The organism is Pseudomonas donghuensis (assembly GCF_000259195.1).
Lineage (GTDB): Bacteria > Pseudomonadota > Gammaproteobacteria > Pseudomonadales > Pseudomonadaceae > Aquipseudomonas > Aquipseudomonas donghuensis.
This window is the reverse complement of sequence record NZ_JH650771.1, coordinates 117,108-140,264: the sequence shown is the minus strand read 5'-3', so window position 1 is coordinate 140,264 and position 23,157 is coordinate 117,108. Positions and strand designations below refer to the sequence as shown.

Annotated in this window: 20 protein-coding genes and 1 pseudogene; 19 read left to right on the top strand and 2 right to left on the bottom strand. The window is 60.2% G+C overall.

What is annotated here, in order from left to right; translation table 11 throughout:
• Window positions 1-43 precede the first annotated feature (43 nt).
• Window positions 44-1,354, top strand: a complete 1,311-nt coding sequence (locus tag UW3_RS0119050; RefSeq protein WP_010224706.1) for an MFS transporter — start codon at window positions 44-46, stop codon at window positions 1,352-1,354.
• A 148-nt stretch (window positions 1,355-1,502) separates the two neighbouring features.
• Here UW3_RS0119050 and UW3_RS0119045 read toward each other — a convergent pair whose 3' ends face one another.
• A complete protein-coding gene (locus tag UW3_RS0119045; protein WP_010224705.1) occupies window positions 1,503-3,167 on the bottom strand; it encodes an electron transfer flavoprotein-ubiquinone oxidoreductase in 1,665 nt (554 codons plus the stop codon).
• A 544-nt stretch (window positions 3,168-3,711) separates the two neighbouring features.
• On the opposite strand from UW3_RS0119045, the gene UW3_RS0119040 reads away from it, so the two are divergent.
• The 9 genes from UW3_RS0119040 to UW3_RS0119000 all read left to right on the top strand — a co-directional run bounded on the left by UW3_RS0119040 (window position 3,712) and on the right by UW3_RS0119000 (window position 10,713).
• A complete protein-coding gene (locus UW3_RS0119040) occupies window positions 3,712-4,461 on the top strand; it encodes an electron transfer flavoprotein subunit beta/FixA family protein (RefSeq protein WP_010224703.1) in 750 nt (249 codons plus the stop codon).
• Window positions 4,462-5,391, top strand: coding sequence for an electron transfer flavoprotein subunit alpha/FixB family protein (locus UW3_RS0119035; RefSeq protein ID WP_010224701.1), 930 nt, complete (start codon window positions 4,462-4,464; stop codon window positions 5,389-5,391).
• 115 nt (window positions 5,392-5,506) lie between these two features.
• A complete protein-coding gene (locus tag UW3_RS0119030) occupies window positions 5,507-6,331 on the top strand; it encodes a substrate-binding periplasmic protein (protein WP_050990025.1) in 825 nt (274 codons plus the stop codon).
• A 9-nt stretch (window positions 6,332-6,340) separates the two neighbouring features.
• The gene (locus UW3_RS0119025; protein WP_010224697.1) at window positions 6,341-6,694 is read left to right on the top strand and encodes a DUF4398 domain-containing protein; all 354 of its coding nucleotides are present in this window, start codon (window positions 6,341-6,343) and stop codon (window positions 6,692-6,694) included.
• Window positions 6,691-7,500 carry an OmpA family protein gene (locus tag UW3_RS0119020; RefSeq protein ID WP_010224696.1) on the top strand — a complete coding sequence of 270 codons (810 nt, stop codon included), beginning with the start codon at window positions 6,691-6,693 and terminating at the stop codon, window positions 7,498-7,500. Before UW3_RS0119025 ends, UW3_RS0119020 begins: the two co-directional genes overlap by 4 nt.
• 214 nt (window positions 7,501-7,714) lie before the next feature.
• Window positions 7,715-9,160 (top strand): aminotransferase-like domain-containing protein, encoded by a 1,446-nt coding sequence (locus UW3_RS0119015; RefSeq protein WP_010224694.1) that lies wholly within the window; start codon window positions 7,715-7,717, stop codon window positions 9,158-9,160.
• A 217-nt stretch (window positions 9,161-9,377) separates the two neighbouring features.
• A complete protein-coding gene (locus tag UW3_RS0119010) occupies window positions 9,378-9,695 on the top strand; it encodes a translation initiation factor 2 (RefSeq protein ID WP_374045240.1) in 318 nt (105 codons plus the stop codon).
• A 128-nt stretch (window positions 9,696-9,823) separates the two neighbouring features.
• Window positions 9,824-10,078 (top strand): YkgJ family cysteine cluster protein, encoded by a 255-nt coding sequence (locus tag UW3_RS0119005; protein ID WP_010224690.1) that lies wholly within the window; start codon window positions 9,824-9,826, stop codon window positions 10,076-10,078.
• Window positions 10,079-10,110: 32 nt separating this feature from the next.
• Window positions 10,111-10,713 carry an START domain-containing protein gene (locus UW3_RS0119000; protein ID WP_010224688.1) on the top strand — a complete coding sequence of 201 codons (603 nt, stop codon included), beginning with the start codon at window positions 10,111-10,113 and terminating at the stop codon, window positions 10,711-10,713.
• Between the two features lie 171 nt (window positions 10,714-10,884).
• On the opposite strand, the gene gltA is transcribed toward UW3_RS0119000, so the two are convergent.
• A complete protein-coding gene (gltA, locus tag UW3_RS0118995; RefSeq protein WP_010224685.1) occupies window positions 10,885-12,174 on the bottom strand; it encodes a citrate synthase in 1,290 nt (429 codons plus the stop codon).
• A 350-nt stretch (window positions 12,175-12,524) separates the two neighbouring features.
• Between gltA and sdhC the strand changes: the two genes are divergently transcribed.
• From sdhC to UW3_RS29770, 9 genes and pseudogenes are all read left to right on the top strand, one after another.
• Complete coding sequence (gene sdhC, locus UW3_RS0118990; RefSeq protein ID WP_174242293.1) at window positions 12,525-12,911, top strand: succinate dehydrogenase, cytochrome b556 subunit; 387 nt, start codon at window positions 12,525-12,527, stop codon at window positions 12,909-12,911.
• Complete coding sequence (gene sdhD / locus UW3_RS0118985) at window positions 12,905-13,273, top strand: succinate dehydrogenase, hydrophobic membrane anchor protein (RefSeq protein WP_010224681.1); 369 nt, start codon at window positions 12,905-12,907, stop codon at window positions 13,271-13,273. Before sdhC ends, sdhD begins: the two co-directional genes overlap by 7 nt.
• A gap of 3 nt (window positions 13,274-13,276) precedes the next feature.
• Window positions 13,277-15,049, top strand: coding sequence for a succinate dehydrogenase flavoprotein subunit (gene sdhA, locus UW3_RS0118980; RefSeq protein ID WP_010224679.1), 1,773 nt, complete (start codon window positions 13,277-13,279; stop codon window positions 15,047-15,049).
• Between the two features lie 11 nt (window positions 15,050-15,060).
• Window positions 15,061-15,765, top strand: coding sequence for a succinate dehydrogenase iron-sulfur subunit (locus UW3_RS0118975; RefSeq protein ID WP_010224678.1), 705 nt, complete (start codon window positions 15,061-15,063; stop codon window positions 15,763-15,765).
• 247 nt (window positions 15,766-16,012) lie between these two features.
• Window positions 16,013-18,844: a 2-oxoglutarate dehydrogenase E1 component gene (locus UW3_RS0118970; protein ID WP_010224677.1), complete on the top strand. Its 2,832-nt coding sequence runs from the start codon at window positions 16,013-16,015 to the stop codon at window positions 18,842-18,844.
• Between the two features lie 42 nt (window positions 18,845-18,886).
• A complete protein-coding gene (gene odhB, locus UW3_RS0118965) occupies window positions 18,887-20,104 on the top strand; it encodes a 2-oxoglutarate dehydrogenase complex dihydrolipoyllysine-residue succinyltransferase (RefSeq protein WP_010224676.1) in 1,218 nt (405 codons plus the stop codon).
• A gap of 105 nt (window positions 20,105-20,209) precedes the next feature.
• Window positions 20,210-21,646 (top strand): dihydrolipoyl dehydrogenase, encoded by a 1,437-nt coding sequence (lpdA, locus tag UW3_RS0118960; protein ID WP_010224675.1) that lies wholly within the window; start codon window positions 20,210-20,212, stop codon window positions 21,644-21,646.
• 175 nt (window positions 21,647-21,821) lie between these two features.
• The gene (gene sucC, locus UW3_RS0118955; protein WP_010224674.1) at window positions 21,822-22,988 is read left to right on the top strand and encodes an ADP-forming succinate--CoA ligase subunit beta; all 1,167 of its coding nucleotides are present in this window, start codon (window positions 21,822-21,824) and stop codon (window positions 22,986-22,988) included.
• A pseudogene (locus tag UW3_RS29770) lies at window positions 22,988-23,157 on the top strand (succinate--CoA ligase subunit alpha); the annotation flags it as partial. The gene sucC and the pseudogene UW3_RS29770, both read left to right, overlap by 1 nt.

The window sequence follows — 23,157 nt, the reverse complement described above, 5'->3', positions numbered from 1 at the left end:
GGCGCCCGGTCGCGCCGGCTTCTGTTCATTTGCGGATACCTCTATGACTGCCACTGACCCTGCACGCCCGTTGCAGCTGTCGCGCCGCGATCACAAGACCCTGAGCCTGGCGGCGTTGGGCGGGGCGCTGGAGATCTACGATTTCATCATTTTCGTGTTCTTCGCCCTGACCTTGAGCCAGCTGTTCTTCCCGCCGCAGATGCCCGAATGGCTGCGCTTGCTGCAGAGCTTCGGGATCTTCGTCACCGGCTACCTGGCGCGGCCGCTGGGCGGCATCCTGATGGCCCATTTTGCCGATCATCTGGGGCGCAAGCGGGTGTTCAGCTTGAGCATCCTGATGATGGCCCTGCCGTGCCTGCTGATCGGTGTCATGCCGACCTACGCCGATATCGGCTATGCGGCGCCGCTGATCTTGCTGGCCTTGCGTATCCTGCAAGGGGCAGCGGTGGGCGGCGAGGTACCGAGCGCCTGGACCTTCGTCGCCGAGCATGCGCCGCCCGGGCGGCGCGGCTATGCCCTGGGCTTCCTGCAAGCGGGGCTGACGTTCGGCTACCTGCTGGGCGCCTTGACTGCGACGGCGCTGGCACAGCTGTTCAGCCCGCAGGAAATTCTCGATTACGCCTGGCGCTACCCGTTCCTGCTCGGCGGTGTGTTTGGCGTGATTGGTGTGTGGCTGCGCCGCTGGCTGAGCGAGACGCCGGTGTTTCTCGCCTTGCGCGAGCAACGTGAGCAGCCGCCGGCCTTTCCGCTGCGTACCGTCCTGCGTGACCATCGCCGCGCGTTGATTCCGGCTGCGTTGCTGACGTGCGTGCTGACGTCGGCGGTGGTGGTGCTGGTGGTGATCACCCCGACGGTGATGCAGCAGCGTTTTGCCATGAGCGCCGGGCACACCTTTGCCTTGAGCAGCATGGGTATCGTCTTCCTTAACATCGGTTGTGTGCTGGCGGGTTTGCTGGTCGACCGTATCGGCGCCTGGCGGGCGCTGATGTTCTACAGCCTGTTGCTGCCGCTGGGCATTGCCGGTCTCTATGCCAGCCTGGTCAGTGGCTGGGGCTGGACCGGGCTGGCCTATGCGCTTGCAGGCCTGGCCTGTGGGGTGGTGGGGGTGGTGCCGTCGGTGATGGTCGGGCTGTTCCCGGCCCAGATCCGTGTGTCGGGGATTTCCTTTACCTACAACATTGCCTACGCCCTGTGGGCGAGTACCACGCCGTTGCTGCTGATTGCCCTGATGCCGTGGAGCCCATGGGTATGTGTCGGCTTTTGTCTGGTCATGGGCGCGGTGGGTGTGCTCACGGCGATGTACTTCGGCGCACGCGAGGCGCTGGCCTTCGAAGATCAGGCGGTACGCTGCTGAGTTCATCTGCTGTGACAATCGTTACTCGCTGAATGACCGCTGATCGGGCACCCTGAGTTGTTCGCAGAGGTCAGATTGGCCTGATGCAAAGCATAAAAAAGCCCCCTGGCCACAACGGCGAGGGGGCTTTTTTTAGCTGCCAGCGGACTTACATGTTCGGGTAAGTCGGGCCACCGGCGCCTTCCGGGGTGACCCAGGTAATGTTCTGCGAAGGGTCCTTGATGTCACAGGTCTTGCAGTGCACGCAGTTCTGGGCGTTGATCTGGAAGCGCTTGCTGCCGTCTTCCTGGGTGACCACTTCGTACACGCCGGCCGGGCAATAGCGCTGCGCCGGTTCGTCGTACAGCGGCAGGTTGGTGGCGATCGGGATGCTCGCGTCAGCCAGTTTCAGGTGGCATGGCTGCTCTTCTTCATGGTTGGTGCTGGAGAGGAACACCGAGCTCAGCTTGTCGAAGCTCAGCTTGCCATCCGGTTTTGGATAGTCGATTTTTTTCGAGTCGGAGGCCAGCTTCAGGCAGGCATAGTCCGGCTTGGTGTCGTGCAGGGTGAACGGCAGCTTGCCGCCGAACCAGTTCTGGTCGACATAGTTGAACGCCGCGCCGAAGATCGGACCGAACTTGTGCATGGCCGGGCCGAAGTTACGGCTGGCGAACAGCTCTTCATGCAGCCAGCTGGCCTTGAACGCTTCGACGTAGCTGTTGAGCTGGTCGCCGCCTTCGCTGCCGGCCAGCAGGGCATCGGCCACCGCTTCGGCGGCGAGCATGCCGGACTTCATCGCGGTGTGGCTGCCCTTGATCTTGGCAAAGTTCAGGGTGCCGAGGTCGCAACCGATCAGTGCACCACCGTTGAAGACCATCTTCGGCAGCGAGTTCAGGCCGCCTTTGCTGATGGCGCGGGCGCCGTAGCTGATGCGCTTGCCCCCTTCGAGGTACTTGCTGATCACCGGGTGGTGCTTGAGGCGCTGGAACTCATCGAACGGCGACAGGTAGGCGTTGCTGTAGGACAGGTCGACGATCAGCCCGACCACTACCTGGTTGTTTTCCAGGTGGTAGAGGAACGAGCCACCGGTATTTTCGGGGCTCATCACGTCCAGCGGCCAGCCGGCGGTGTGCACCACCAGGCCCTGTTCATGCTTGGCCGGATCGACTTCCCAGATTTCCTTGAGACCGATGCCGTAGTGCTGGGTGTCGGACTCGCTGTCGAGGTTGAAGCGCTTGATCAGCTGCTTGCCGATATGGCCACGGCAGCCTTCGGCGAACAGGGTGTACTTGCCGCGCAGTTCCATCCCTGGGGTGTACAGGCCTTCTTTGGGGTTGCCTTCACGGTCGACACCCAGGTCGCCGGTGATGATCCCGCGGACCACGCCGTTCTCGTCGAACAGCGCCTCCTGGGCGGCGAAGCCCGGGTAGATCTCCACGCCCAGGTTCTCGGCCTGCTGGGCCAGCCAGCGGCACAGGTTGCCCAGGGAGATGATGTAGTTGCCTTGGTTGTGCATGGTCTTGGGCACGAACAGGTCGGGGACCTTGATCGAGCTGCCAGCATCCTTGAGCACGTAGATGTCGTCGCGTTTGACTTCGGTGTTGAGCGGCGCGCCGAGCTCTTTCCAGTCCGGGAACAGTTCGTTCAGGGCGCGCGGTTCGAATACCGCACCGGAGAGGATGTGGGCGCCGACTTCCGAGCCTTTCTCGACCACGCAGACGCTGATTTCGTTACCGGCTTCGGCGGCCTTCTGCTTCAGTCGGCAGGCGGCGGACAGGCCAGCCGGGCCAGCGCCGACAATGACCACGTCGAATTCCATGTATTCGCGTTCCACAGGTTCTCTCCTACTCAAGGCTCATCGGTTTTTCTTTGTTGGCGGGTGTCAGGCGGTCATTTTTCAGACGCTCGGGTTGTAGCTCGAGCGATGACGGACTACACCGCTTTCTCTTGGCCGCGCATTATATCTACACCACTCACGGGGTCCAATACAAACGTTTGTTTGAATTTGCCTCAGCCCAGTAAAATCAAAGAAGCGCGGCTTGAAGCTGACCGGTTTGCCGTATTGACCGGATTGGGCGTTACGGTCAAGATACGAGCGGTTTTGCGCTCGCCGTAGGCTGACCGCCGGATGCAGGAGCACCCCTAAAAACCAGGCGAAAAGCAGGGTAGTTACGCCACAACCCGCTTTGTAGTGGAGTTTACACGCCACGACAAATAATGACCCACGGGTTTTGCAACTGACAGGCCGAATCGAGACTGCTGGGTCAGGGTTAAATTCGTCCACCTGTGATCGTTTTTAGAGGTGCCCTTGTACCCACGCGCAATCGCCGGGTTTGTCCCAGGCGACATTCTTTTCACCGGAGAGTAACGAGGAATCCATGAAGGTTCTTGTAGCTGTCAAACGAGTGGTCGACTATAACGTCAAGGTTCGCGTCAAGGCGGACAACTCCGGCGTCGACCTTGCTAACGTCAAGATGTCCATGAACCCCTTCTGCGAAATTGCCGTAGAAGAAGCCGTGCGCTTGAAAGAAAAGGGCGTTGCGAGCGAGATCGTCGTCGTTACCGTCGGCCCGGCCACTGCCCAGGAGCAACTGCGTACTGCCCTGGCACTGGGTGCCGACCGCGCCATCCTGGTCGAATCGGCTGAAGAGCTGACTTCGCTGGCCGTGGCCAAGCTGCTCAAAGCAGTGGTCGACAAAGAGCAACCGCAGCTGGTGATCCTTGGCAAGCAAGCCATCGACAGCGACAACAACCAGACCGGCCAGATGCTGGCGGCACTGAGCGGTTACGCCCAGGGCACCTTCGCCTCCAAGGTCGAAGTCGCTGGCGACAAGGTCAACGTCACCCGTGAAATCGACGGCGGCCTGCAGACCGTTGCGCTGAACCTGCCAGCCATCGTCACCACCGACCTGCGCCTGAACGAGCCGCGCTACGCGTCGCTGCCGAACATCATGAAGGCCAAGAAGAAGCCGCTGGAAACCGTTACTCCAGACGCGCTGGGCGTTTCCACCGCCTCCACCAACAAGACCCTGAAAGTCGAAGCGCCGGCTGCTCGCAGCGCTGGTATCAAGGTCAAGTCGGTTGCTGAACTGGTCGAGAAACTGAAGAACGAGGCGAAGGTAATCTAAATGACTATCCTGGTTATCGCTGAACACGAAAACGGTGCCGTTGCCCCGGCCACCCTGAACACTGTTGCTGCTGCCGCCAAGATCGGTGGTGACATCCACGTGCTGGTCGCAGGCGCAAACGTCGCTGGCGTCGCTGAAGCTGCGGCCAAGATCGCCGGCGTTGCCAAGGTGTTGGTTGCCGACAATGCCGCCTACGCTCACCAGCTGCCGGAGAACGTTGCGCCACTGGTCGCCGAGCTGGGCAAGGGCTATAGCCACGTGCTGGCACCTGCCACCTCCAACGGCAAGAACATCCTGCCGCGCGTTGCCGCGCTGCTGGACGTCGACCAGATCTCCGAGATCATCTCGGTTGAATCGGCTGACACCTTCAAGCGTCCGATCTACGCCGGTAACGCCATTGCCACCGTGCAATCGAACGCTGCCGTCAAGGTCATCACCGTACGTGCCACCGGCTTTGACGCCGTTGCCGCCGAAGGTGGTTCGGCTGCCGTTGAAGCCGTCGCTGCTGCCCACGACGCGGGCAAGTCGGCGTTCGTTGGCGAAGAGCTGGCCAAGTCCGACCGTCCAGAGCTGACCGCTGCCAAGATCGTCGTTTCCGGCGGTCGCGGCATGCAGAACGGTGACAACTTCAAGCACCTGTACGCCCTGGCCGACAAGCTCGGCGCTGCCGTTGGCGCTTCGCGCGCTGCGGTCGACGCAGGTTTCGTACCCAACGACATGCAGGTCGGTCAGACCGGCAAGATCGTTGCACCACAGCTGTACATCGCCGTCGGTATCTCCGGCGCGATCCAGCACCTGGCCGGCATGAAAGACTCCAAAGTGATCGTTGCGATCAACAAGGACGAAGAAGCGCCGATCTTCCAGGTGGCCGACTACGGCCTGGTGGCTGACCTGTTCGAAGCCATCCCTGAGCTGGAGAAGCTGGTTTAATCCAGCTGCTTCACTTATAAAAGAGCCCGGTCCGTTCGGGCTGTGCAGGCCTGCCTTGCACAGCTCGTCGGATCGGGCTTTTTCATTCGGGGTAAAAAGATCAGGGAGTCGTTGCATGGGAAGGCGTTGCCGGATAAACACGGCGCTGGTGTTCGCTGCGGTGTTGATGCCGTTGCAAGCCTGGGCGGTGGGTAAGTGCGAGCGGCTGGTGGCCACCGGCAGCCCCGATGCCCCGCCTTATTCGTGGCGCGACCCGCAAGATCCCAAGCACTTGATGGGTGCCAACGTTGATTTGTTCAAGCAGGTCGCCAGCGAGTTGGGGCTCAAAGTCGAAGTCCTCGACAGCGGCAGCCGCAGCCAGGCGCTGGAAGAGGTGCGCAGCGGGCGTGTCGACCTGCTGATCGACTCACCCTTCGCGGTGGCCGAGCTGACCACGGTCGACTATGTTCACCCCGCGTTGCTGAACAATGAATATGTAGTCTGGACCCGCCACGATTCGACGCTGGTGTACAACACCCTGGCCGATTTGCATGAGCATCAGGGCAGCGTCTCGGAAAAGGCGCGGATGACACCCGAATTTACCGCCTATGCCAGGAGTCAATTGCAGCTTGCGCCGGCACAGAACCTGACCCAGGCCTTCCAGAAGCTGCTGCTCGGCCAGGTCGATTATGTGCTGGCCGGTCGCTACGCCGGCATGGCCATGGCTCAGACCCTGGGCATGAGCAACGAGTTGATTGCCCGCGGCTTGCCCCTGGACCGTCCGGGGTTGTACCTGGCGCTGTCGCATAATTCGGCGTGCAATGACGCTTGGTTGCGCGGACAACTGGCAAAAAAACTGACAGAATTGCCGGCCTCCGGCGTGTCCCAGGCGGTACTGCAACGTAATGTCGAACGCTGGAAAGCGCAGATGCAGGCGCCGCTGGATGCCCCTAAACAGTAGGAAGATTGCGTGAGAACTCATTCACTATTCGCCGTTCTGGCGTTGCTGGCCCTGGCCGGCTGCGCCAATGACCCGGCCCCCAATGAACAGCTGCGCTTGTCCGAGCAGGCGCTGGAGCAGGCCAAGGCGGTCGGTGCCACCGATGAAGTGGCCGAGCTGAAGCTGGCTGAAGACAAACTGGCCCGGGCTCGTTCCAACATGACCAGTGAATCCTATCGCGACGCGCGCATGCGCGCCGAGCAGGCCGAGCTCGATGCGCGTCTGGCCGAGGCGCGGGTGCTGACGGTCAAGAGCAAGGAGCAGCTGGACTTGCTGCAGTCGCGGGTCAATCGCCTGCGTAAACAGTTGGGGGAGCAGCGGTGAGTTCGATCAAACCTTTAGTGGCACTGTTGTTGCTCGGCGCGGTGGGCTTGCAGGGTTGTGCCAGCCAGCGCAGCGAGGTGGCGCTGGATGAGGCTACGGCCAAGTTTCAGACGGTCAAGGACGATTCCGACGTGTTGCGCAGCGCGCCGCGTGACGTGATTCGTGCCGGTGAATCCCTGGCCCGTGCCGAGCGCCTGTCCAGTTATCTGGGCACCGGTGCCGATGTGCGTCATTACGCTTACTTGAGCCAGCGCTACAGCGACATCGCCCGTGAGCACAGCAACCTGGTGCTCAATCAGGAACGTCTGGCCAAGCTTGAGCTCGAGCGTCAGCGCCTGCAGCTGGCCCTGCGCGAAGCCAAGCTTGCCAGCGTGCAGCAGCAGGGCAAGTGGCTGGAGGCGCAGATTGTCAGCCTGGCCACCGAGCAGAGCGATCGCGGCCTGGTCATGACCCTGGGCGACGTGCTGTTCGATACCGGGCATGCGGAGTTGAAGAACTCGGCCAGCCGCACCGTGCTCAAGCTGGTGCAATTCCTTCAGCTCAACCCCAAGCGGGTCGTGCGTATCGAGGGCTACACCGACAGCACCGGTACGCCGGAAGACAACCTCAAGCTCTCCCGTGATCGGGCGCAGGCGGTGGCAGATATGCTGATCGATCTTGGCGTCGATGAAAAACGCATCCAGGTCGAAGGCTATGGCGACCAGTATCCGGTCGAGGCCAACGCCTCGGAGCGGGGCAGGGCGCAGAACCGTCGGGTCGAGATCGTCTTTTCCGACGAGAAGGGCAAGCTTGGCGCGGCGCGCTGAGTAATAGATGAAGAAACCCGGAGGCCGCACAGCTCCGGGTTTTTTTATGGGCGATCACCTGGTTGTGAAAAATGGCACACGCCAGCCTCTGTCACGCAACTGTATTGTCGACTATTCTGCAATCTGTCCCAGTACACTTCGCAACTGTTCCGGTATTCTTGCTCAAAACAGCCGTACAAAAACAACTACATTGCCTGCGTGTCGAGAACTGATCATGACCAACCTGCTGCTTTATCAGCGCATCGCCCAGCAACTGGCCGAAGATATTCGCCGCGGTGTGTATCAGCCAGGGGAGCGCGTGCCGTCGGTGCGCAAGATGAGCTCGCAGCTCAATGTCAGCCATGCCACGGTGCTCCAGGCCTACGCCAACCTCGAAGACCAGGGGCTGATCCGCGCGCGACCACAGTCCGGCTACTATGTGCACCAGACCCCGGCACTGACCGCGCAGACGCCGGATATCGCCCGGGTCGAGCGTCCCGGCCTGGTCACGCGCAGCAGCATCATCCAGCAGGTGCTGACCGAGGCTCGGCGCGACGGGGTGTTCCCTTTTGGCGCGGCGGTACCCCATGTCGATTACCTGCCGGTGCGGGCGCTGCACCAGCAGTTGGCCAAGGTCACCCGCTTTCATAGCCCGCGGGCCTTCAGCTACATGTTCAGCCCGGGCTTTGAGCCCCTGCGTCGGCAGATCGCCATTCGCATGCGCGATGCCGGTGTGGTGGTCGACCCCAGCGAAGTAGTGGTCACCCATGGCTGCGTCGATGCCCTGCAGATGTCGCTACGGGTGCTGACCCGCCCGGGCGACCTGATCGCCGCCGAATCGCCGACTTACTACGGCTTGCTGCAACTGGCCGATTTGCTCGGCCTGAAAGTCATCGAAATTCCCAGTGATCCGTCCACCGGCATCAGTCTTGAGGCCTTGCAGCTGGCCGCCAACCAGTGGTCGATCAAGGCACTGGTGTTGACCGCGCGCCTGAGCAACCCGCTGGGCGGCACCATCCCGGAAGACCGGCAGAAGCAGTTGCTGCGCCTGGCCTCGGACTTCGATATTCAGATCGTCGAGGACGATATCTACGGCGAGCTGATGTTCGAGCAAGGCAAGACCAAGTCCCTCAAGGCCTTCGATCGGCTAGGGCGGGTGATCTATTGCTCGAGTTTCTCCAAGACCCTGTCGCCAGGGGTGCGAATTGGCTGGATGGTTGCCGGCAAGTACCAGGCGGAAATCCAGCGCTTGCAGACCTTCACTACCCATTCGGCCTGCAGCGTGACCCAGATGGGGGTGGCGTCCTATCTGGAGAACGGCGGCTACGATCGGCATTTGCGCTACATCCGCCAGGAGTATCGGAAGAATCTCAGTGCTTATCAGTTGGCGGTGCAGCAGCATTTTCCTGAAGGTACGCAGATGACCCGGCCCACCGGCGGCTTCATCCTCTGGGTCAGCTTGCCGGGGCGGGTCAACACCCAGGAGTTGCATGTACGTGCGCTGCAGCAGGGCATCAGTATTGCGCCGGGGTTGATCTTCAGTAACACCGAGCAGTTCAACCACTGCATTCGCCTGAACTGCGGCATCCCGTGGAACCGTGAGGCGGAGCGGGCAGTAATGACCTTGGGTATGTTGGCCAGCCAGTTATGCCAAGAATCTGCCTCGGGCGCTTTTTTCTAGACTTGCCAGTCGTGTCAGGAACGGGGAGCATAAGCATTTTCAGGGATAGTCGTCGGTGCCTATGAAAGTGTTGCGTAGTATCGGGTTGTCCCTGTGTTTGCTGGGTGGATTGGCCTGTACCTCGGTAGCAGTGGCTGAAACCGCACCGGCGAGCAAGGCCCCTGCAACGAAAAGCGTCAAGCCTGCCGCCAAGCCAAAGCAGGCGAAAGCGGCACCGGTGAGAAAGAAGGCGACTACCAAGGCCGCCCAGCGCAGCACGCGCAAAAACGTCAAGGCGGCACCACAGCCATTGCCCAAGGCCAAGCTGGACCTGAGCCTGCCCTCCGGCATGGTCAAGGAGCTCAAGCCCGATACCCAGGAACAGGCGCCGCTGCCCAAGCCGCTGTTGCCCTACCTGTTCGGCGAAAAGCCTCCGTCCGACAGCCCCTTCCAGCTCAATGGCCGGCTGATCAGCAACGAAATGCAGCTGCAGCTGCGAAACGAAAGCCGCAAGGATGTCGAGGGCGCGGCGATCGAGTTCGAGTTCAAGCAGTAGGGCGAAACTGACTGTTCGGTCATCGCATGTGCAGCTGATATTTCATCCCGTCAGTAATTTCAAACGCCTGTTTAAGCGGTTACTATCCGGGTTCATTCATCATTTGTTACTCCGAGGATTCTGTTGTCATGAACTGCCGTGAAGGTTGTGGCGCCTGCTGCATCGCGCCCTCCATCAGCTCGCCGATACCGGGTATGCCCAAGGGCAAGCCAGCCGGCGAGCGCTGCTTGCACCTGTCGGTTGCCAATCTCTGTGGCTTGTTCGGCAAGCCCGAGCGTCCGGCGGTGTGCGGTGGTTTCAAGGCAGAGGCCGAAATCTGCGGCAACGACCGCGACGAGGCAATCAGGATCCTGGGGTGGCTGGAGCAAATGACGGCAGCTTGAATCGCGGATCTTCGACAATAAGGAACAAGACAATGGGATCGTTTAAACAAGTGGCACTGGTGTTGGGGCTTGGCGCGGTACTGGTGCCGCTGGCCCATGCCGAGGACTGGAAGCAGGCCAAGAACGAGGACGGGATCAAGGTCGAGCTCAGCGAGGTTGCCGGTTCCGATTACAAGGCCTACCGCGGCGTCACCTTTATCAAGGCACCACTGGCGAAGGTCAGGGCCCTGCAGGAAGATGTCGTCGGTGCCTGTGCCTGGATTCATGAGTGCAAGTCGCAAAAGCTGCTGAAAACCGAAGGCGACCAGAGCTGGACCTACACCCAGTTCAATACCCCGTGGCCGGTCACTGCGCGTGATTCGGTCATGCATGTCACCACCACCGAGGCCGCCGATGGCAGCCTGACCCGCAAGCTTGAAGGCGTACCGAAGTACTTGCCGGAAGAGAAGGGCTTCGTGCGGGTGGCCAAGGTTGATGGTTTCTGGAGGCTGCAGCCAAAAGATGGCGGCACTGAGGTAACTTACCAGGTGCACACCGAACCGGGCGGTAGCGTGCCGTCAATGGTGGCCAACAAGTTTGTGGTGGATGCGCCGTTCAATACCTTGAAGGCATTGAAGGAGAGGGCTGAGAAATAGTCAGTACAGTTGTGGTGGGTGAGGGGTGCTGGTCAACTGTTAGATAATCGCGGGTCAAGCCCGCTCCCACAGGTTCTGTAGGAGCGGGCTTGCCCCGCGATGAGTCCCCCCCCCAGGCCCCAATAAAAAAGGCTGCCCGAAGGCAGCCTTTTTCGTGTTCGGCCCAAAGGCTTACTTGCGGTCTTCCAGCTTGACGATGTCGCGCGACTCGTAGCCGGTGTACAGCTGGCGAGGGCGGCCGATCTTGTACGGGCTGGAGAGCATTTCTTTCCAGTGCGAAATCCAGCCGACGGTCCGCGCCAGGGCGAAGATCACGGTGAACATGCTGGTTGGAATGCCGATCGCCTTGAGGATGATCCCCGAGTAGAAGTCGACGTTCGGGTACAGCGAGCGCTCGATGAAGTAAGGATCGGTGAGGGCGATCTCTTCCAGGCGCATGGCCAGTTCCAGCTGCGGGTCGTTCTTGATGCCCAGCTCGCGCAGGACTTCGTCGCAGGTCTGTTTCATCACGGTGGCGCGCGGGTCGCGGTTCTTGTAAACGCGGTGACCGAAGCCCATCAGCTTGAACGGATCGTTCTTGTCCTTGGCCTTGGCGATGAACTTGTCGATGTTCGAGACATCGCCGATTTCATCGAGCATGGTCAGTACCGCTTCGTTGGCGCCGCCGTGGGCAGGGCCCCACAGTGCAGCGATACCGGCGGCGATACAGGCGAACGGGTTGGCGCCGGAGGAGCCTGCCAGACGGACGGTAGAGGTCGAGGCGTTCTGCTCGTGGTCGGCGTGGAGGATGAAGATCCGGTCCATTGCCTTGGCCAGTACCGGGCTGATCGGTTTGATCTCGCACGGGGTGTTGAACATCATGTGCAGGAAGTTTTCCGCGTACGACAGGTCGTTGCGCGGGTACATCATGGGCTGGCCCATGGAGTACTTGTACACCATCGCCGCCAGGGTCGGCATCTTGGCGACCAGGCGAACCGCGGAGATTTCGCGGTGCTGCGGGTTATTGATGTCCAGCGAGTCGTGGTAGAACGCCGACAGGGCGCCAACCACGCCGCACATGACGGCCATCGGGTGAGCGTCGCGGCGGAAGCCGTTGAAGAAGGACTTCAACTGCTCGTGCACCATGGTGTGGTTCTTCACGGTGCTGACGAACTGGGCCTTCTGCTCGGCATTCGGTAGTTCGCCGTTGAGCAGCAGATAGCAGGTCTCGAGGTAGTCGGATTTTTCGGCCAGCTGTTCGATCGGATAGCCGCGATGCAGCAGGATACCCTTGTCGCCGTCGATATAAGTGATCTTCGACTCGCAGGATGCGGTCGCCATGAAACCAGGGTCGAAAGTGAAGTGACCCGTGGCCCCCAACCCTCTAACGTCGATAACATCGGGACCAACGGTGCCGGTTAAAATGGGCAGCTCGACGGGGGCTGCGCCCTCGATGACCAACTGCGCTTTTTTGTCAGCCATGTGGCCTCCTATTAATGCTTGAAATCATCAGACAGACCCCCCACGCAGGGCCCGCACCACTATAGTGAGATAAATTCGAATGTCAATTTGCCTAAAGCACGGTTGTAAAGGGCTTTGGGCGCTGTTTTTCCTCGAAATTACCGCCCGTTTACGCCTTTTGTTCATTAAAGGCAATGCGCTATTTGGGCTAGGTGTCTGCGTTGTCATTAGTAGCCTAACTGTCTATAATCGGCCCCCGACCGCCAGGGGCTTGCAAGCCCGTGTTGCTGGGGTCGTCACTCCCTGGGTGGTGGGTACCTGACCAGTACACTTACCAACAACTTTGCCCTGCTTGCTAGGGGCTCTTCAGTGTGAAAAAAGCCGTGAAAAGCCAACGACCTGTAAACCTAGACCTAAGGACCATCAAACTCCCCATTACCGGCGTTACGTCATTTCTTCACCGTGTTTCCGGCATCATCCTCTTCCTGGGCCTTGGCTTCATGCTTTATGCATTGGGCAAATCCCTGGGTTCGGAGGAAGGTTTCGCCGAGGTGAAGGCATGCTTGACCAGTCCGCTGGCCAAGTTCGTGGCATGGGGCCTCCTGTCCGCCTTGCTGTATCACTTGGTAGCCGGTGTGCGCCACTTGATCATGGACATGGGCATCGGTGAAACGCTGGAAGGCGGCCGACTGGGCTCGAAAATTATCATCGCCGTTTCCGTGGTGGTGATTGTGCTGGCAGGAGTTTGGATATGGTAACCAACGTCACGAACCTCTCGCGTTCGGGCCTCTATGACTGGATGGCGCAGCGCGTTTCTGCGGTCGTTCTCGCGGCTTATTTCATTTTCCTGATCGGATACCTGATCGCGCACCCGGGCATCGAGTTTGCCCAGTGGCACGCTCTGTTCTCCAACAACGCGATGCGTATCTTCAGTCTGCTGGCCCTTGTAGCCCTGGGCGCTCACGCCTGGGTCGGCATGTGGACCATTGCCACCGACTACCTGACGCCGATGGCGCTGGGCAAGTCGGCGACTGCCGTACGTTTCCTGTTCCAGGCGGTATGTGGTGTCGCGATGTTCGCGTACTTCGTCTGGGGTGTGCAGATTCTCTGGGGTATCTGATTCATGGCTAACATTCCTACGATTACATTCGACGCCATCATCATTGGTGGCGGCGGTGCCGGCATGCGCGCTGCGCTGCAGCTGGCCCAGGGCGGTCACAAGACTGCCGTGATCACCAAGGTCTTCCCGACCCGTTCGCACACTGTATCGGCCCAGGGTGGCATCACCTGCGCCATCGCTTCGGCCGACCCGAACGATGATTGGCGCTGGCACATGTACGATACCGTCAAGGGTTCCGACTACATCGGTGACCAGGACGCTATCGAATACATGTGTCAGGAAGGCCCTGCTGCCGTGTTCGAGCTGGACCACATGGGTCTGCCGTTCTCGCGTACCGAACAAGGCCGTATCTACCAGCGCCCGTTCGGCGGTCAGTCCAAGGACTTCGGTAAAGGTGGCCAGGCCGCCCGTACCTGCGCCGCTTCCGACCGTACCGGTCACGCGCTGCTGCACACCCTGTACCAGGGCAACTTGAAGGCAGGCACCACCTTCCTCAACGAGTACTACGCCGTTGACCTGGTGAAGAACCAGGAAGGCGCGTTCGTCGGTGTGATTGCAATCTGCATCGAAACCGGCGAAACCCTGTACATCAAAGCCAAGGCCACCGTTCTGGCGACTGGCGGTGCAGGCCGTATCTACTCCTCCACCACCAATGCCCTGATCAACACCGGTGACGGTATCGGCATGGCCCTGCGTGCAGGCGTTCCGGTCCAGGATATCGAGATGTGGCAGTTCCACCCGACCGGCATCGCCGGCGCTGGTGTACTGGTCACTGAAGGTTGCCGTGGTGAAGGCGGTTACCTGATCAACAAGCACGGCGAGCGTTTCATGGAACGTTACGCGCCTAACGCCAAAGACCTTGCTGGTCGTGACGTTGTGGCCCGTTCCATGGTTAAAGAGATCATCGCCGGCAACGGCTGTGGCCCTAACGGCGACCACGTGATGCTCAAGCTTGACCACCTGGGTGAAGAAGTGCTGCACAGCCGCCTGCCAGGTATCTGTGAACTGTCCAAGACCTTCGCTCACGTCGACCCTGTGGTCGCGCCGGTTCCTGTTGTCCCAACCTGCCACTACATGATGGGCGGCGTTGCCACCAACATCCATGGTCAGGCGATGACCCAGGACGCCGATGGCGTTGATCACATCATCCCGGGTCTGTTCGCGGTAGGTGAAGTGGCGTGCGTATCGGTTCACGGTGCCAACCGCCTGGGCGGCAACTCGCTGCTCGACCTGGTGGTCTTCGGTCGTGCTGCCGGCCTGCACCTGGAAAAAGCGCTGAGCGACGGTATCGAATACCTCGACGCCAGCGACACCGACATCGATGTTGCCCTGAGCCGCCTGAACAAGCTCAACGAGCGCAACACCGGTGAAGACGTGGCTACCCTGCGTCGCGAGCTGCAGAGCTGCATGCAGAACTACTTCGGTGTATTCCGCACTGGCGAATACATGCAGAAGGGTATCGAGCAACTGGCTGGCCTGCGCGAGCGTATCGCCAACGTCAAGATCAACGACAAGTCCCAGGCCTTCAACACCGCGCGTATCGAAGCGCTGGAGCTGCAGAACCTGCTGGAAGTCGCTGAAGCCACTGCAATCGCTGCAGAAGTCCGTAAAGAGTCCCGCGGTGCGCACGCCCGTGAAGACTTCGAAGACCGTGACGACGAAAACTGGCTGTGCCACACCCTGTACTTCCCGGGTGAGAAGCGCGTCGCCAAGCGCGCCGTCAACTTCGCGCCGAAAACCGTTCCGGCGTTCGAGCCTAAAGTCCGGACTTACTAAGGGTGGCCACAATGTTGCAAGTCGAAGTTTATCGTTACAACCCCGATACCGACTCGGCACCCAAGATGCAGGTGTTCCAGGTCGATACCGGCGGCAAGGACCTGATGGTTCTCGATGTATTGGCACTGATCAAAGAGCAGGACGAAGGTTTCTCGTATCGTCGCTCCTGCCGTGAGGGTGTTTGCGGTTCCGATGGCATGAACATCAACGGCAAGAACGGTCTGGCCTGCATCACGCCGCTTTCGGCCGTGGTCAAGCGCAACAAGCTGATCGTCCGCCCTTTGCCTGGATTGCCGGTCATTCGTGACCTGGTCGTCGATATGAGCATCTTCTACAAGCAGTACGAGAAGGTGAAGCCATTCCTGCAGAACGACACGCCGGCTCCGGCCATCGAGCGCCTGCAGTCGCCGGAAGAGCGTGAAAAGCTGGACGGTCTGTACGAGTGCATCCTGTGCGCTTGCTGCTCGACTTCCTGCCCGTCGTTCTGGTGGAACCCGGACAAGTTCCTCGGTCCAGCTGCACTGCTGCAGGCCTATCGCTTCCTGGCCGACAGCCGTGACACCAAGACCCAGGAGCGTCTGGCTTCGCTGGATGACCCGTTCAGCGTGTTCCGTTGCCGCGGCATCATGAACTGCGTGAACGTTTGCCCTAAAGGTCTGAACCCGACCAAGGCCATCGGTCACGTACGTAACATGCTGCTGCAAAGCGGTACCTGATTTTAAAAGTGTTGTACCCGTAGTACGCCAAGGTGCGGGCCGTTGCCCGCACCAAGGTGAAACCCGAGCTGGGGCCCACAAAGCCCAAGCTTTTACCTATGAAGATATGAGACCAGCAGGGGCTTCCGGGCTGGTACCCGGAAAATCTGTAGGATCCTTGGTGGCTTGGTTGGGTCGCTGCATTAGGACTTTTTCCAGGCGTGCTGTGGCTCTTGCCGATCCGTCCCCTAACCGAGGGTGACCAAGCATGCAAGAAAGCGTGATGCAGCGCATGTGGGATAGCGCCCACCTTTCAGGTGGTAACGCTGCATATGTGGAAGAGCTCTACGAGCTTTACCTGCACGACCCTAACGCTGTGCCAGAAGAGTGGCGCACTTACTTCCAGAAGTTGCCCGCCGAAGGCAGCACCGCTACCGATGTATCGCACTCTACAATCCGCGACCATTTCGTACTGCTGGCAAAGAACCAGCGCCGCGCCCAACCGGTTTCCGCCGGCAGCGTGAGCAGTGAACACGAGAAGAAGCAGGTTGAAGTTCTGCGACTGATCCAGGCCTACCGTATGCGCGGCCACCAAGCTGCTAAGCTCGACCCCCTGGGGTTGTGGCAGCGCCCTGCGCCAGTAGACCTGTCGATCAATCATTACGGCTTGACCAATGCCGATCTTGATACGACCTTCCGTGCCGGCGACCTGTTCATCGGCAAAGAGGAAGCGAGCCTACGCGAAATCTTCGACGCTTTGCAGCAGACATATTGCCGCACCATTGGCGCCGAATTCACCCACATCGTCGACTCCGAGCAGCGCAGCTGGTTCCAGCAGCGTCTGGAGAGCGTACGTGGGCGTCCAGTCTTCTCCGCGGATATTCAGAGCCACCTGCTCGAGCGCGTCACCGCCGCTGAGGGTCTGGAAAAATACCTGGGTACCAAATACCCGGGCACCAAGCGTTTCGGCCTGGAAGGCGGCGAGAGCCTGATTCCGATGCTGGACGAGCTGATTCAACGCTCCGGTTCCTACGGCACCAAGGAAGTTGTCATCGGCATGGCCCACCGTGGCCGTCTGAACGTACTGGTCAACACCTTCGGCAAGAACCCGCGCGACCTGTTCGACGAGTTCGAAGGCAAGAAGAAGGTCGAGCTGGGTTCCGGTGACGTGAAATACCACCAGGGCTTCTCGTCCAACGTGATGACCGCCGGTGGCGAAGTTCACCTGGCCATGGCGTTCAACCCTTCGCACCTGGAAATCGTCTCGCCAGTGGTTGAAGGTTCGGTACGTGCCCGTCAGGACCGTCGCAACGACACCGTTGGCGACAAGGTACTGCCGATTTCCATCCACGGTGACGCGGCATTCGCCGGTCAAGGCGTGGTCATGGAAACCTTCCAGATGTCGCAGACCCGCGGTTTCAAGACCGGCGGTACCGTGCACATCGTGATCAACAACCAGGTTGGTTTCACCATCAGCAACCCGCTGGACTCGCGTTCCACCGAGTACTGCACCGACGTCGCCAAGATGATTCAGGCGCCGATCCTGCACGTCAACGGTGATGATCCGGAAGCGGTGCTGTTCGTGACCCAGCTGGCGGTTGATTACCGCATGCAGTTCAAGCGTGACGTGGTCATCGACCTGGTCTGCTACCGTCGTCGCGGCCACAACGAGGCCGACGAGCCGAACGGCACCCAGCCGCTGATGTACCAGCAGATCACCAAGCAGCGCACCACCCGCGAGCTGTACGCCGAAGCCCTGACCCAGTCGGGTCGTCTTGACGCCGAGCGCGTCCAGGCCAAGGTCGACGAGTACCGCAACGCGCTGGACAATGGCCTGCACGTCGTAAAAAGCCTGGTCAAAGAGCCGAACAAGGAGCTGTTCGTTGACTGGCGTCCGTACCTGGGCCACGCCTGGACCGCGCGTCACGACACCCGCTTCGATCTGAAGACCCTGCAGGAACTGTCGGCCAAGCTGCTGGAACTGCCGGAAGGCTTCGTGGTTCAGCGTCAGGTTTCGAAGATCTACGAAGACCGCCAGAAGATGCAAGCCGGTGGCTTGCCGATCAACTGGGGCTACGCCGAAACCATGGCCTACGCCACCCTCGCGTTCGAAGGTCACCCGATTCGCATGACGGGCCAGGATATTGGTCGCGGCACCTTCTCTCACCGCCATGCGGTGTTGCACAACCAGAAGGACGCCAGCACCTACATCCCGTTGCAGAACCTCTATGAAGGCCAGCCACGTTTCGACCTGTACGATTCGTTCCTGTCCGAAGAAGCGGTCCTGGCATTCGAATACGGTTACTCGACCACCCAGCCAAACGCGCTGGTGATCTGGGAAGCCCAGTTCGGCGACTTCGCCAACGGTGCCCAGGTGGTTGTCGACCAGTTCATCACCAGCGGCGAGCACAAGTGGGGCCGTCTGTGCGGTCTGACCATGCTGCTGCCACACGGTTATGAAGGGCAGGGGCCTGAGCACTCCTCGGCACGTCTGGAACGTTACCTGCAGCTGTGCGCCGAGCACAACGTCCAGGTGTGCGTACCGACCACCCCGGCTCAGATCTACCACCTGCTGCGTCGTCAGGTCATCCGTCCGCTGCGCAAGCCGCTGATCGTGCTGACACCAAAGTCGCTGCTGCGCCACAAGCTGGCCATCTCGACCCTGGAAGAACTGGCCGAAGGCTCGTTCCAGACCGTGATCCCGGAAATCGATACCCTCGATCCGAAAAAAGTCACGCGCCTGGTCCTGTGCAGCGGCAAGGTCTACTACGATCTGCTGGAAAAACGCCGTGCCGAAGGCCGCGAAGATATCGCCGTCGTGCGTATCGAGCAGCTGTATCCGTTCCCTGAAGACGACCTGGTCGAAATCCTCGCGCCGTACACCAATCTCAAGGATGTGGTGTGGTGTCAGGAAGAACCGATGAACCAGGGCGCCTGGTACAGCAGCCAGCACCACATGCGTCGTATCCTGACCCGTCACAACAAGGACTTGGTCCTCGAGTACGCCGGTCGCGATGCTTCGGCAGCACCTGCCTGTGGTTACGCTTCGATGCACGCCGAGCAGCAGGAAAAACTGCTGCAAGATGCCTTCACCGTTTAATGCCATCGCGCACCAGAAACCGAATTTAAGGAACCACTGATAATGGCTATCGAGATCAAAGCCCCTACTTTCCCGGAATCGGTTGCCGATGGCACCGTTGCCACCTGGCACAAGCAGCCGGGCGAAGCCGTCAAGCGTGACGAGCTGATCGTCGACATCGAAACCGACAAGGTTGTCCTGGAAGTACTGGCTACCGCTGACGGCGTACTGGGTGCAATCGTCAAGGGCGAGGGCGACACCGTCCTGTCCGACGAAGTCCTGGGCTCGATCGTAGAAGGTGGCGTTGCTGGCGCAGCACCTGCCGCTGCTGCCGCGCCTGCTGCCGCTGCTCCTGCCGCCGCCGCTGCTGGCGACGAAGACGCCATCGGCGCTCCGGCTGCCCGCAAGCTGGCCGAAGAAAACGGCATTGCCCTGAACAGCATCAAGGGCACCGGCAAAGACGGTCGCATCACCAAGGAAGACGTGGTTGCTGCCATCGAAGCGAAGAAATCCGCTCCGGCTGCCGCTCCTGCCGCCAAGCCAGCCGCCGCTGCTGCCCCGGTTGTCGCCACTGGCGATCGTACCGAGAAGCGCGTGCCGATGACTCGCGTGCGCGCTACCGTGGCCAAGCGCCTGGTAGAAGCACAGTCGAACATGGCCATGCTGACCACCTTCAACGAAGTCGACATGACCGAAGTCATGGCCCTGCGTTCGAAGTACAAGGACCTGTTCGAGAAGACCCACAACGGCGTGCGCCTGGGCTTCATGTCGTTCTTCGTCAAGGCGGCCACCGAAGCGCTGAAACGCTTCCCGGCCGTCAACGCCTCGATCGACGGTTCCGACATCGTCTACCACGGTTATGCGGACATCGGCGTTGCCGTTTCCAGCGACCGCGGCCTGGTGGTACCGGTACTGCGCAACGCCGAGCAAATGAGCCTGGCTGAGATCGAGAACGGCATCGCCACCTTCGGCAAGAAAGCCCGTGACGGCAAACTGTCGATCGACGAAATGACCGGTGGTACTTTCACCATCACCAACGGTGGTACCTTTGGTTCGATGATGTCGACCCCGATCGTCAACCCGCCGCAGGCTGCGATTCTGGGCATGCACAACATCATCCAGCGTCCTATGGCCGTTAACGGTCAGGTCGTGATCCGTCCGATGATGTACCTGGCACTGTCCTACGACCACCGTCTGATCGACGGTAAAGAAGCCGTGACCTTCCTGGTGACCATCAAGAACCTGCTGGAAGACCCGGCTCGTCTGCTGCTGGATATCTGATTGAGCAGCTGCAAGCTGCAAGCTTCAAGCGGCAAGCCTGAACGGTTTGCGCTTGAACTTGTGGCTTGCAGCTTATCGCTTGCAGCTTTAAAGAGGATTTTCTGAATGTCGCAAAAATTTGATGTGGTAGTGATTGGCGCAGGTCCTGGCGGCTACGTAGCTGCCATCAAGGCCGCGCAGCTCGGTCTGAGCACTGCCTGTATCGAGAAGTACACTGACGGCGAAGGCAAGCTGGCCCTCGGCGGTACCTGCCTGAACGTGGGTTGCATTCCTTCCAAGGCGCTGCTGGACAGCTCCTGGAAATACAAGGAAGCCAAAGAGAGCTTCAACGTCCATGGTATCTCCACTGGCGAAGTGAAGATGGACGTCGCCGCGATGGTTGGCCGCAAGGCCGGCATCGTCAAGAACCTGACCGGCGGTGTTGCCACCCTGTTCAAGGCCAACGGCGTGACCTCGATCCAGGGCCACGGCAAGCTGCTGGCTGGCAAGAAGGTCGAAGTCACCAAGGCTGACGGCACCACCGAAATCATCGAAGCCGAAAACGTCATCCTGGCTTCCGGTTCGCGTCCGATCGACATTCCACCGGCTCCGGTCGACCAGAATGTCATCGTCGACTCCACCGGCGCCCTGGAATTCCAGGCCGTACCTAAGCGCCTGGGCGTGATCGGTGCTGGTGTGATCGGTCTGGAACTGGGTTCGGTCTGGGCGCGCCTGGGTGCGCAAGTCACCGTCCTGGAAGCCCTGGACACCTTCCTGATGGCCGCTGACGCCGCTGTCTCCAAGGAAGCGCTGAAAACCCTGACCAAGCAAGGTCTGGACATCAAGCTGGGCGCTCGCGTGACCGGCTCCAAGGTCAACGGCGCTGAAGTCGAAGTGACCTACACCGATGCCAACGGCGAGCAGAAGATCACCTTCGACAAGCTGATCGTTGCGGTCGGCCGTCGTCCGGTGACCACCGATCTGCTGGCTGCCGACAGCGGCGTGACCATCGACGAGCGTGGTTTCATCTTCGTCGACGATCACTGCGCGACCAGCGTACCGGGCGTCTACGCCATCGGTGACGTGGTTCGTGGCATGATGCTGGCGCACAAGGCCTCGGAAGAGGGCATCATGGTTGTCGAGCGCATCAAGGGCCACAAAGCCCAGATGAACTACGACCTGATCCCGTCGGTTATCTACACCCACCCGGAAATCGCATGGGTCGGTAAAACCGAACAGACCTTGAAGGCCGAAGGCGTTGAGGTTAACGTGGGCACCTTCCCGTTCGCGGCCAGCGGCCGTGCGATGGCTGCCAACGACACCGGTGGTTTCGTCAAGGTCATCGCCGATGCCAAGACCGACCGCGTCCTGGGTGTACACGTGATTGGCCCATCGGCTGCCGAATTGGTGCAGCAGGGTGCAATCGCAATGGAATTCGGCACCAGCGCCGAAGATCTGGGCATGATGGTTTTCTCCCATCCGACCCTGTCCGAAGCGCTGCATGAAGCCGCGCTGGCAGTGAATGGCGGTGCCATTCACGTTGCCAACCGTAAGAAGCGTTAAACAATAAGAAACCACGGCGGGTGGCCCGTCGTGAGTCTTGCGTGCATGACTCACCGCGGAAAGTCCGCCGGACTCGAACTCCCGGAGCATACCGGGGGCAAGTGGTCACAGGTGGCGCGGCACTCCTTTGGGGCGCAGCGCCGAAGCGCAGTACCTAACGAAGACGGTAAAAAGCATGAATCTTCACGAGTATCAGGGTAAGCAGCTGTTCGCTGAATACGGCCTGCCAGTTTCCAAGGGTTTCGCAGTCGACACCCCTGAAGCTGCCGCAGAAGCCTGCGACAAGATCGGTGGCACCGAGTGGGTTGTCAAAGCCCAGGTCCACGCCGGTGGTCGCGGTAAAGCGGGCGGCGTCAAGCTGGTTCGCAGCAAGGAAGACGCCAAGGCGTTCGCTGCGCAATGGTTGGGCAAGCGTCTGGTGACCTACCAGACCGACGCCAACGGTCAGCCAGTGACCAAGATCCTGGTCGAATCCTGCACTGACATCGCCAAAGAGCTGTACCTGGGCGCTGTAGTCGACCGTTCGAGCCGTCGTATCGTGTTCATGGCCTCCACCGAAGGTGGCGTGGACATCGAGAAAGTCGCTCACGAAACTCCTGAGAAGATCATCAAGGCTACTATCGATCCACTGGTTGGCGCTCAGCCATTCCAGGGTCGTGAACTGGCGTTCCAGCTGGGTCTGGAAGGCAAGCAAGTTGCTCAGTTCGCCAAGATTTTCGTAGGCCTGGCCAAATTGTTCAAAGAACACGACCTGGCCCTGCTAGAAGTAAACCCGCTGGTCATCAAGGCCGACGGCGACCTGCACTGCCTCGATGCCAAGATCAACATCGACGCTAACGCCATGTACCGTCAGCCTAAGCTGAAAACCTTCCACGACCCGTCGCAAGACGACCCTCGTGAAGCCCACGCTGCCAGCTTCGAGCTGAACTACGTGGCCCTGGAAGGCAACATCGGCTGCATGGTCAACGGTGCCGGCCTGGCCATGGGTACCATGGACATCGTCAACCTGCACGGCGGCAAGCCAGCCAACTTCCTCGACGTAGGTGGTGGTGCTACCAAAGAGCGCGTTACCGAAGCCTTCAAGATCATCCTGTCCGACAGCAATGTCGCGGCCGTTCTGGTCAACATCTTCGGCGGCATCGTTCGCTGCGACATGATTGCCGAAGGCATCATTGGCGCTGTGAAAGAAGTCGGCGTCAAGGTACCGGTTGTTGTTCGCCTGGAAGGCAACAACGCTGAACTGGGTGCTAAAGTACTGGCAGAAAGCGGTTTGAACATCATTGCTGCAACCAGCCTGACCGACGCTGCTCAACAAGTTGTCAAAGCTGCGGAGGGCAAGTAATGAGCGTCCTGATCAATAAAGACACCAAAGTCATCTGCCAGGGCTTCACCGGCTCGCAAGGTACTTTCCACTCCGAACAGGCCATCGCCTACGGCACCAAGATGGTCGGCGGCGTGACCCCGGGCAAGGGTGGCACCACCCACCTGGGCCTGCCAGTGTTCAACACTGT

Coding starts and splice junctions, on each gene's coding strand:
- UW3_RS0118970 (WP_010224677.1), top strand. CDS start 16,013: ATGCAAGAAAGCGTGATGCAGCGCATGTGGGATAGCGCCCACCTTTCA.
- UW3_RS0119000 (WP_010224688.1), top strand. CDS start 10,111: ATGGGATCGTTTAAACAAGTGGCACTGGTGTTGGGGCTTGGCGCGGTA.
- sdhD (WP_010224681.1), top strand. CDS start 12,905: ATGGTAACCAACGTCACGAACCTCTCGCGTTCGGGCCTCTATGACTGG.
- odhB (WP_010224676.1), top strand. CDS start 18,887: ATGGCTATCGAGATCAAAGCCCCTACTTTCCCGGAATCGGTTGCCGAT.
- UW3_RS0118975 (WP_010224678.1), top strand. CDS start 15,061: ATGTTGCAAGTCGAAGTTTATCGTTACAACCCCGATACCGACTCGGCA.
- UW3_RS0119005 (WP_010224690.1), top strand. CDS start 9,824: ATGAACTGCCGTGAAGGTTGTGGCGCCTGCTGCATCGCGCCCTCCATC.
- UW3_RS0119030 (WP_050990025.1), top strand. CDS start 5,507: ATGGGAAGGCGTTGCCGGATAAACACGGCGCTGGTGTTCGCTGCGGTG.
- UW3_RS0119035 (WP_010224701.1), top strand. CDS start 4,462: ATGACTATCCTGGTTATCGCTGAACACGAAAACGGTGCCGTTGCCCCG.
- UW3_RS0119040 (WP_010224703.1), top strand. CDS start 3,712: ATGAAGGTTCTTGTAGCTGTCAAACGAGTGGTCGACTATAACGTCAAG.
- UW3_RS0119015 (WP_010224694.1), top strand. CDS start 7,715: ATGACCAACCTGCTGCTTTATCAGCGCATCGCCCAGCAACTGGCCGAA.
- UW3_RS0119050 (WP_010224706.1), top strand. CDS start 44: ATGACTGCCACTGACCCTGCACGCCCGTTGCAGCTGTCGCGCCGCGAT.
- sucC (WP_010224674.1), top strand. CDS start 21,822: ATGAATCTTCACGAGTATCAGGGTAAGCAGCTGTTCGCTGAATACGGC.
- gltA (WP_010224685.1), bottom strand. CDS start 12,174: ATGGCTGACAAAAAAGCGCAGTTGGTCATCGAGGGCGCAGCCCCCGTC.
- lpdA (WP_010224675.1), top strand. CDS start 20,210: ATGTCGCAAAAATTTGATGTGGTAGTGATTGGCGCAGGTCCTGGCGGC.
- sdhA (WP_010224679.1), top strand. CDS start 13,277: ATGGCTAACATTCCTACGATTACATTCGACGCCATCATCATTGGTGGC.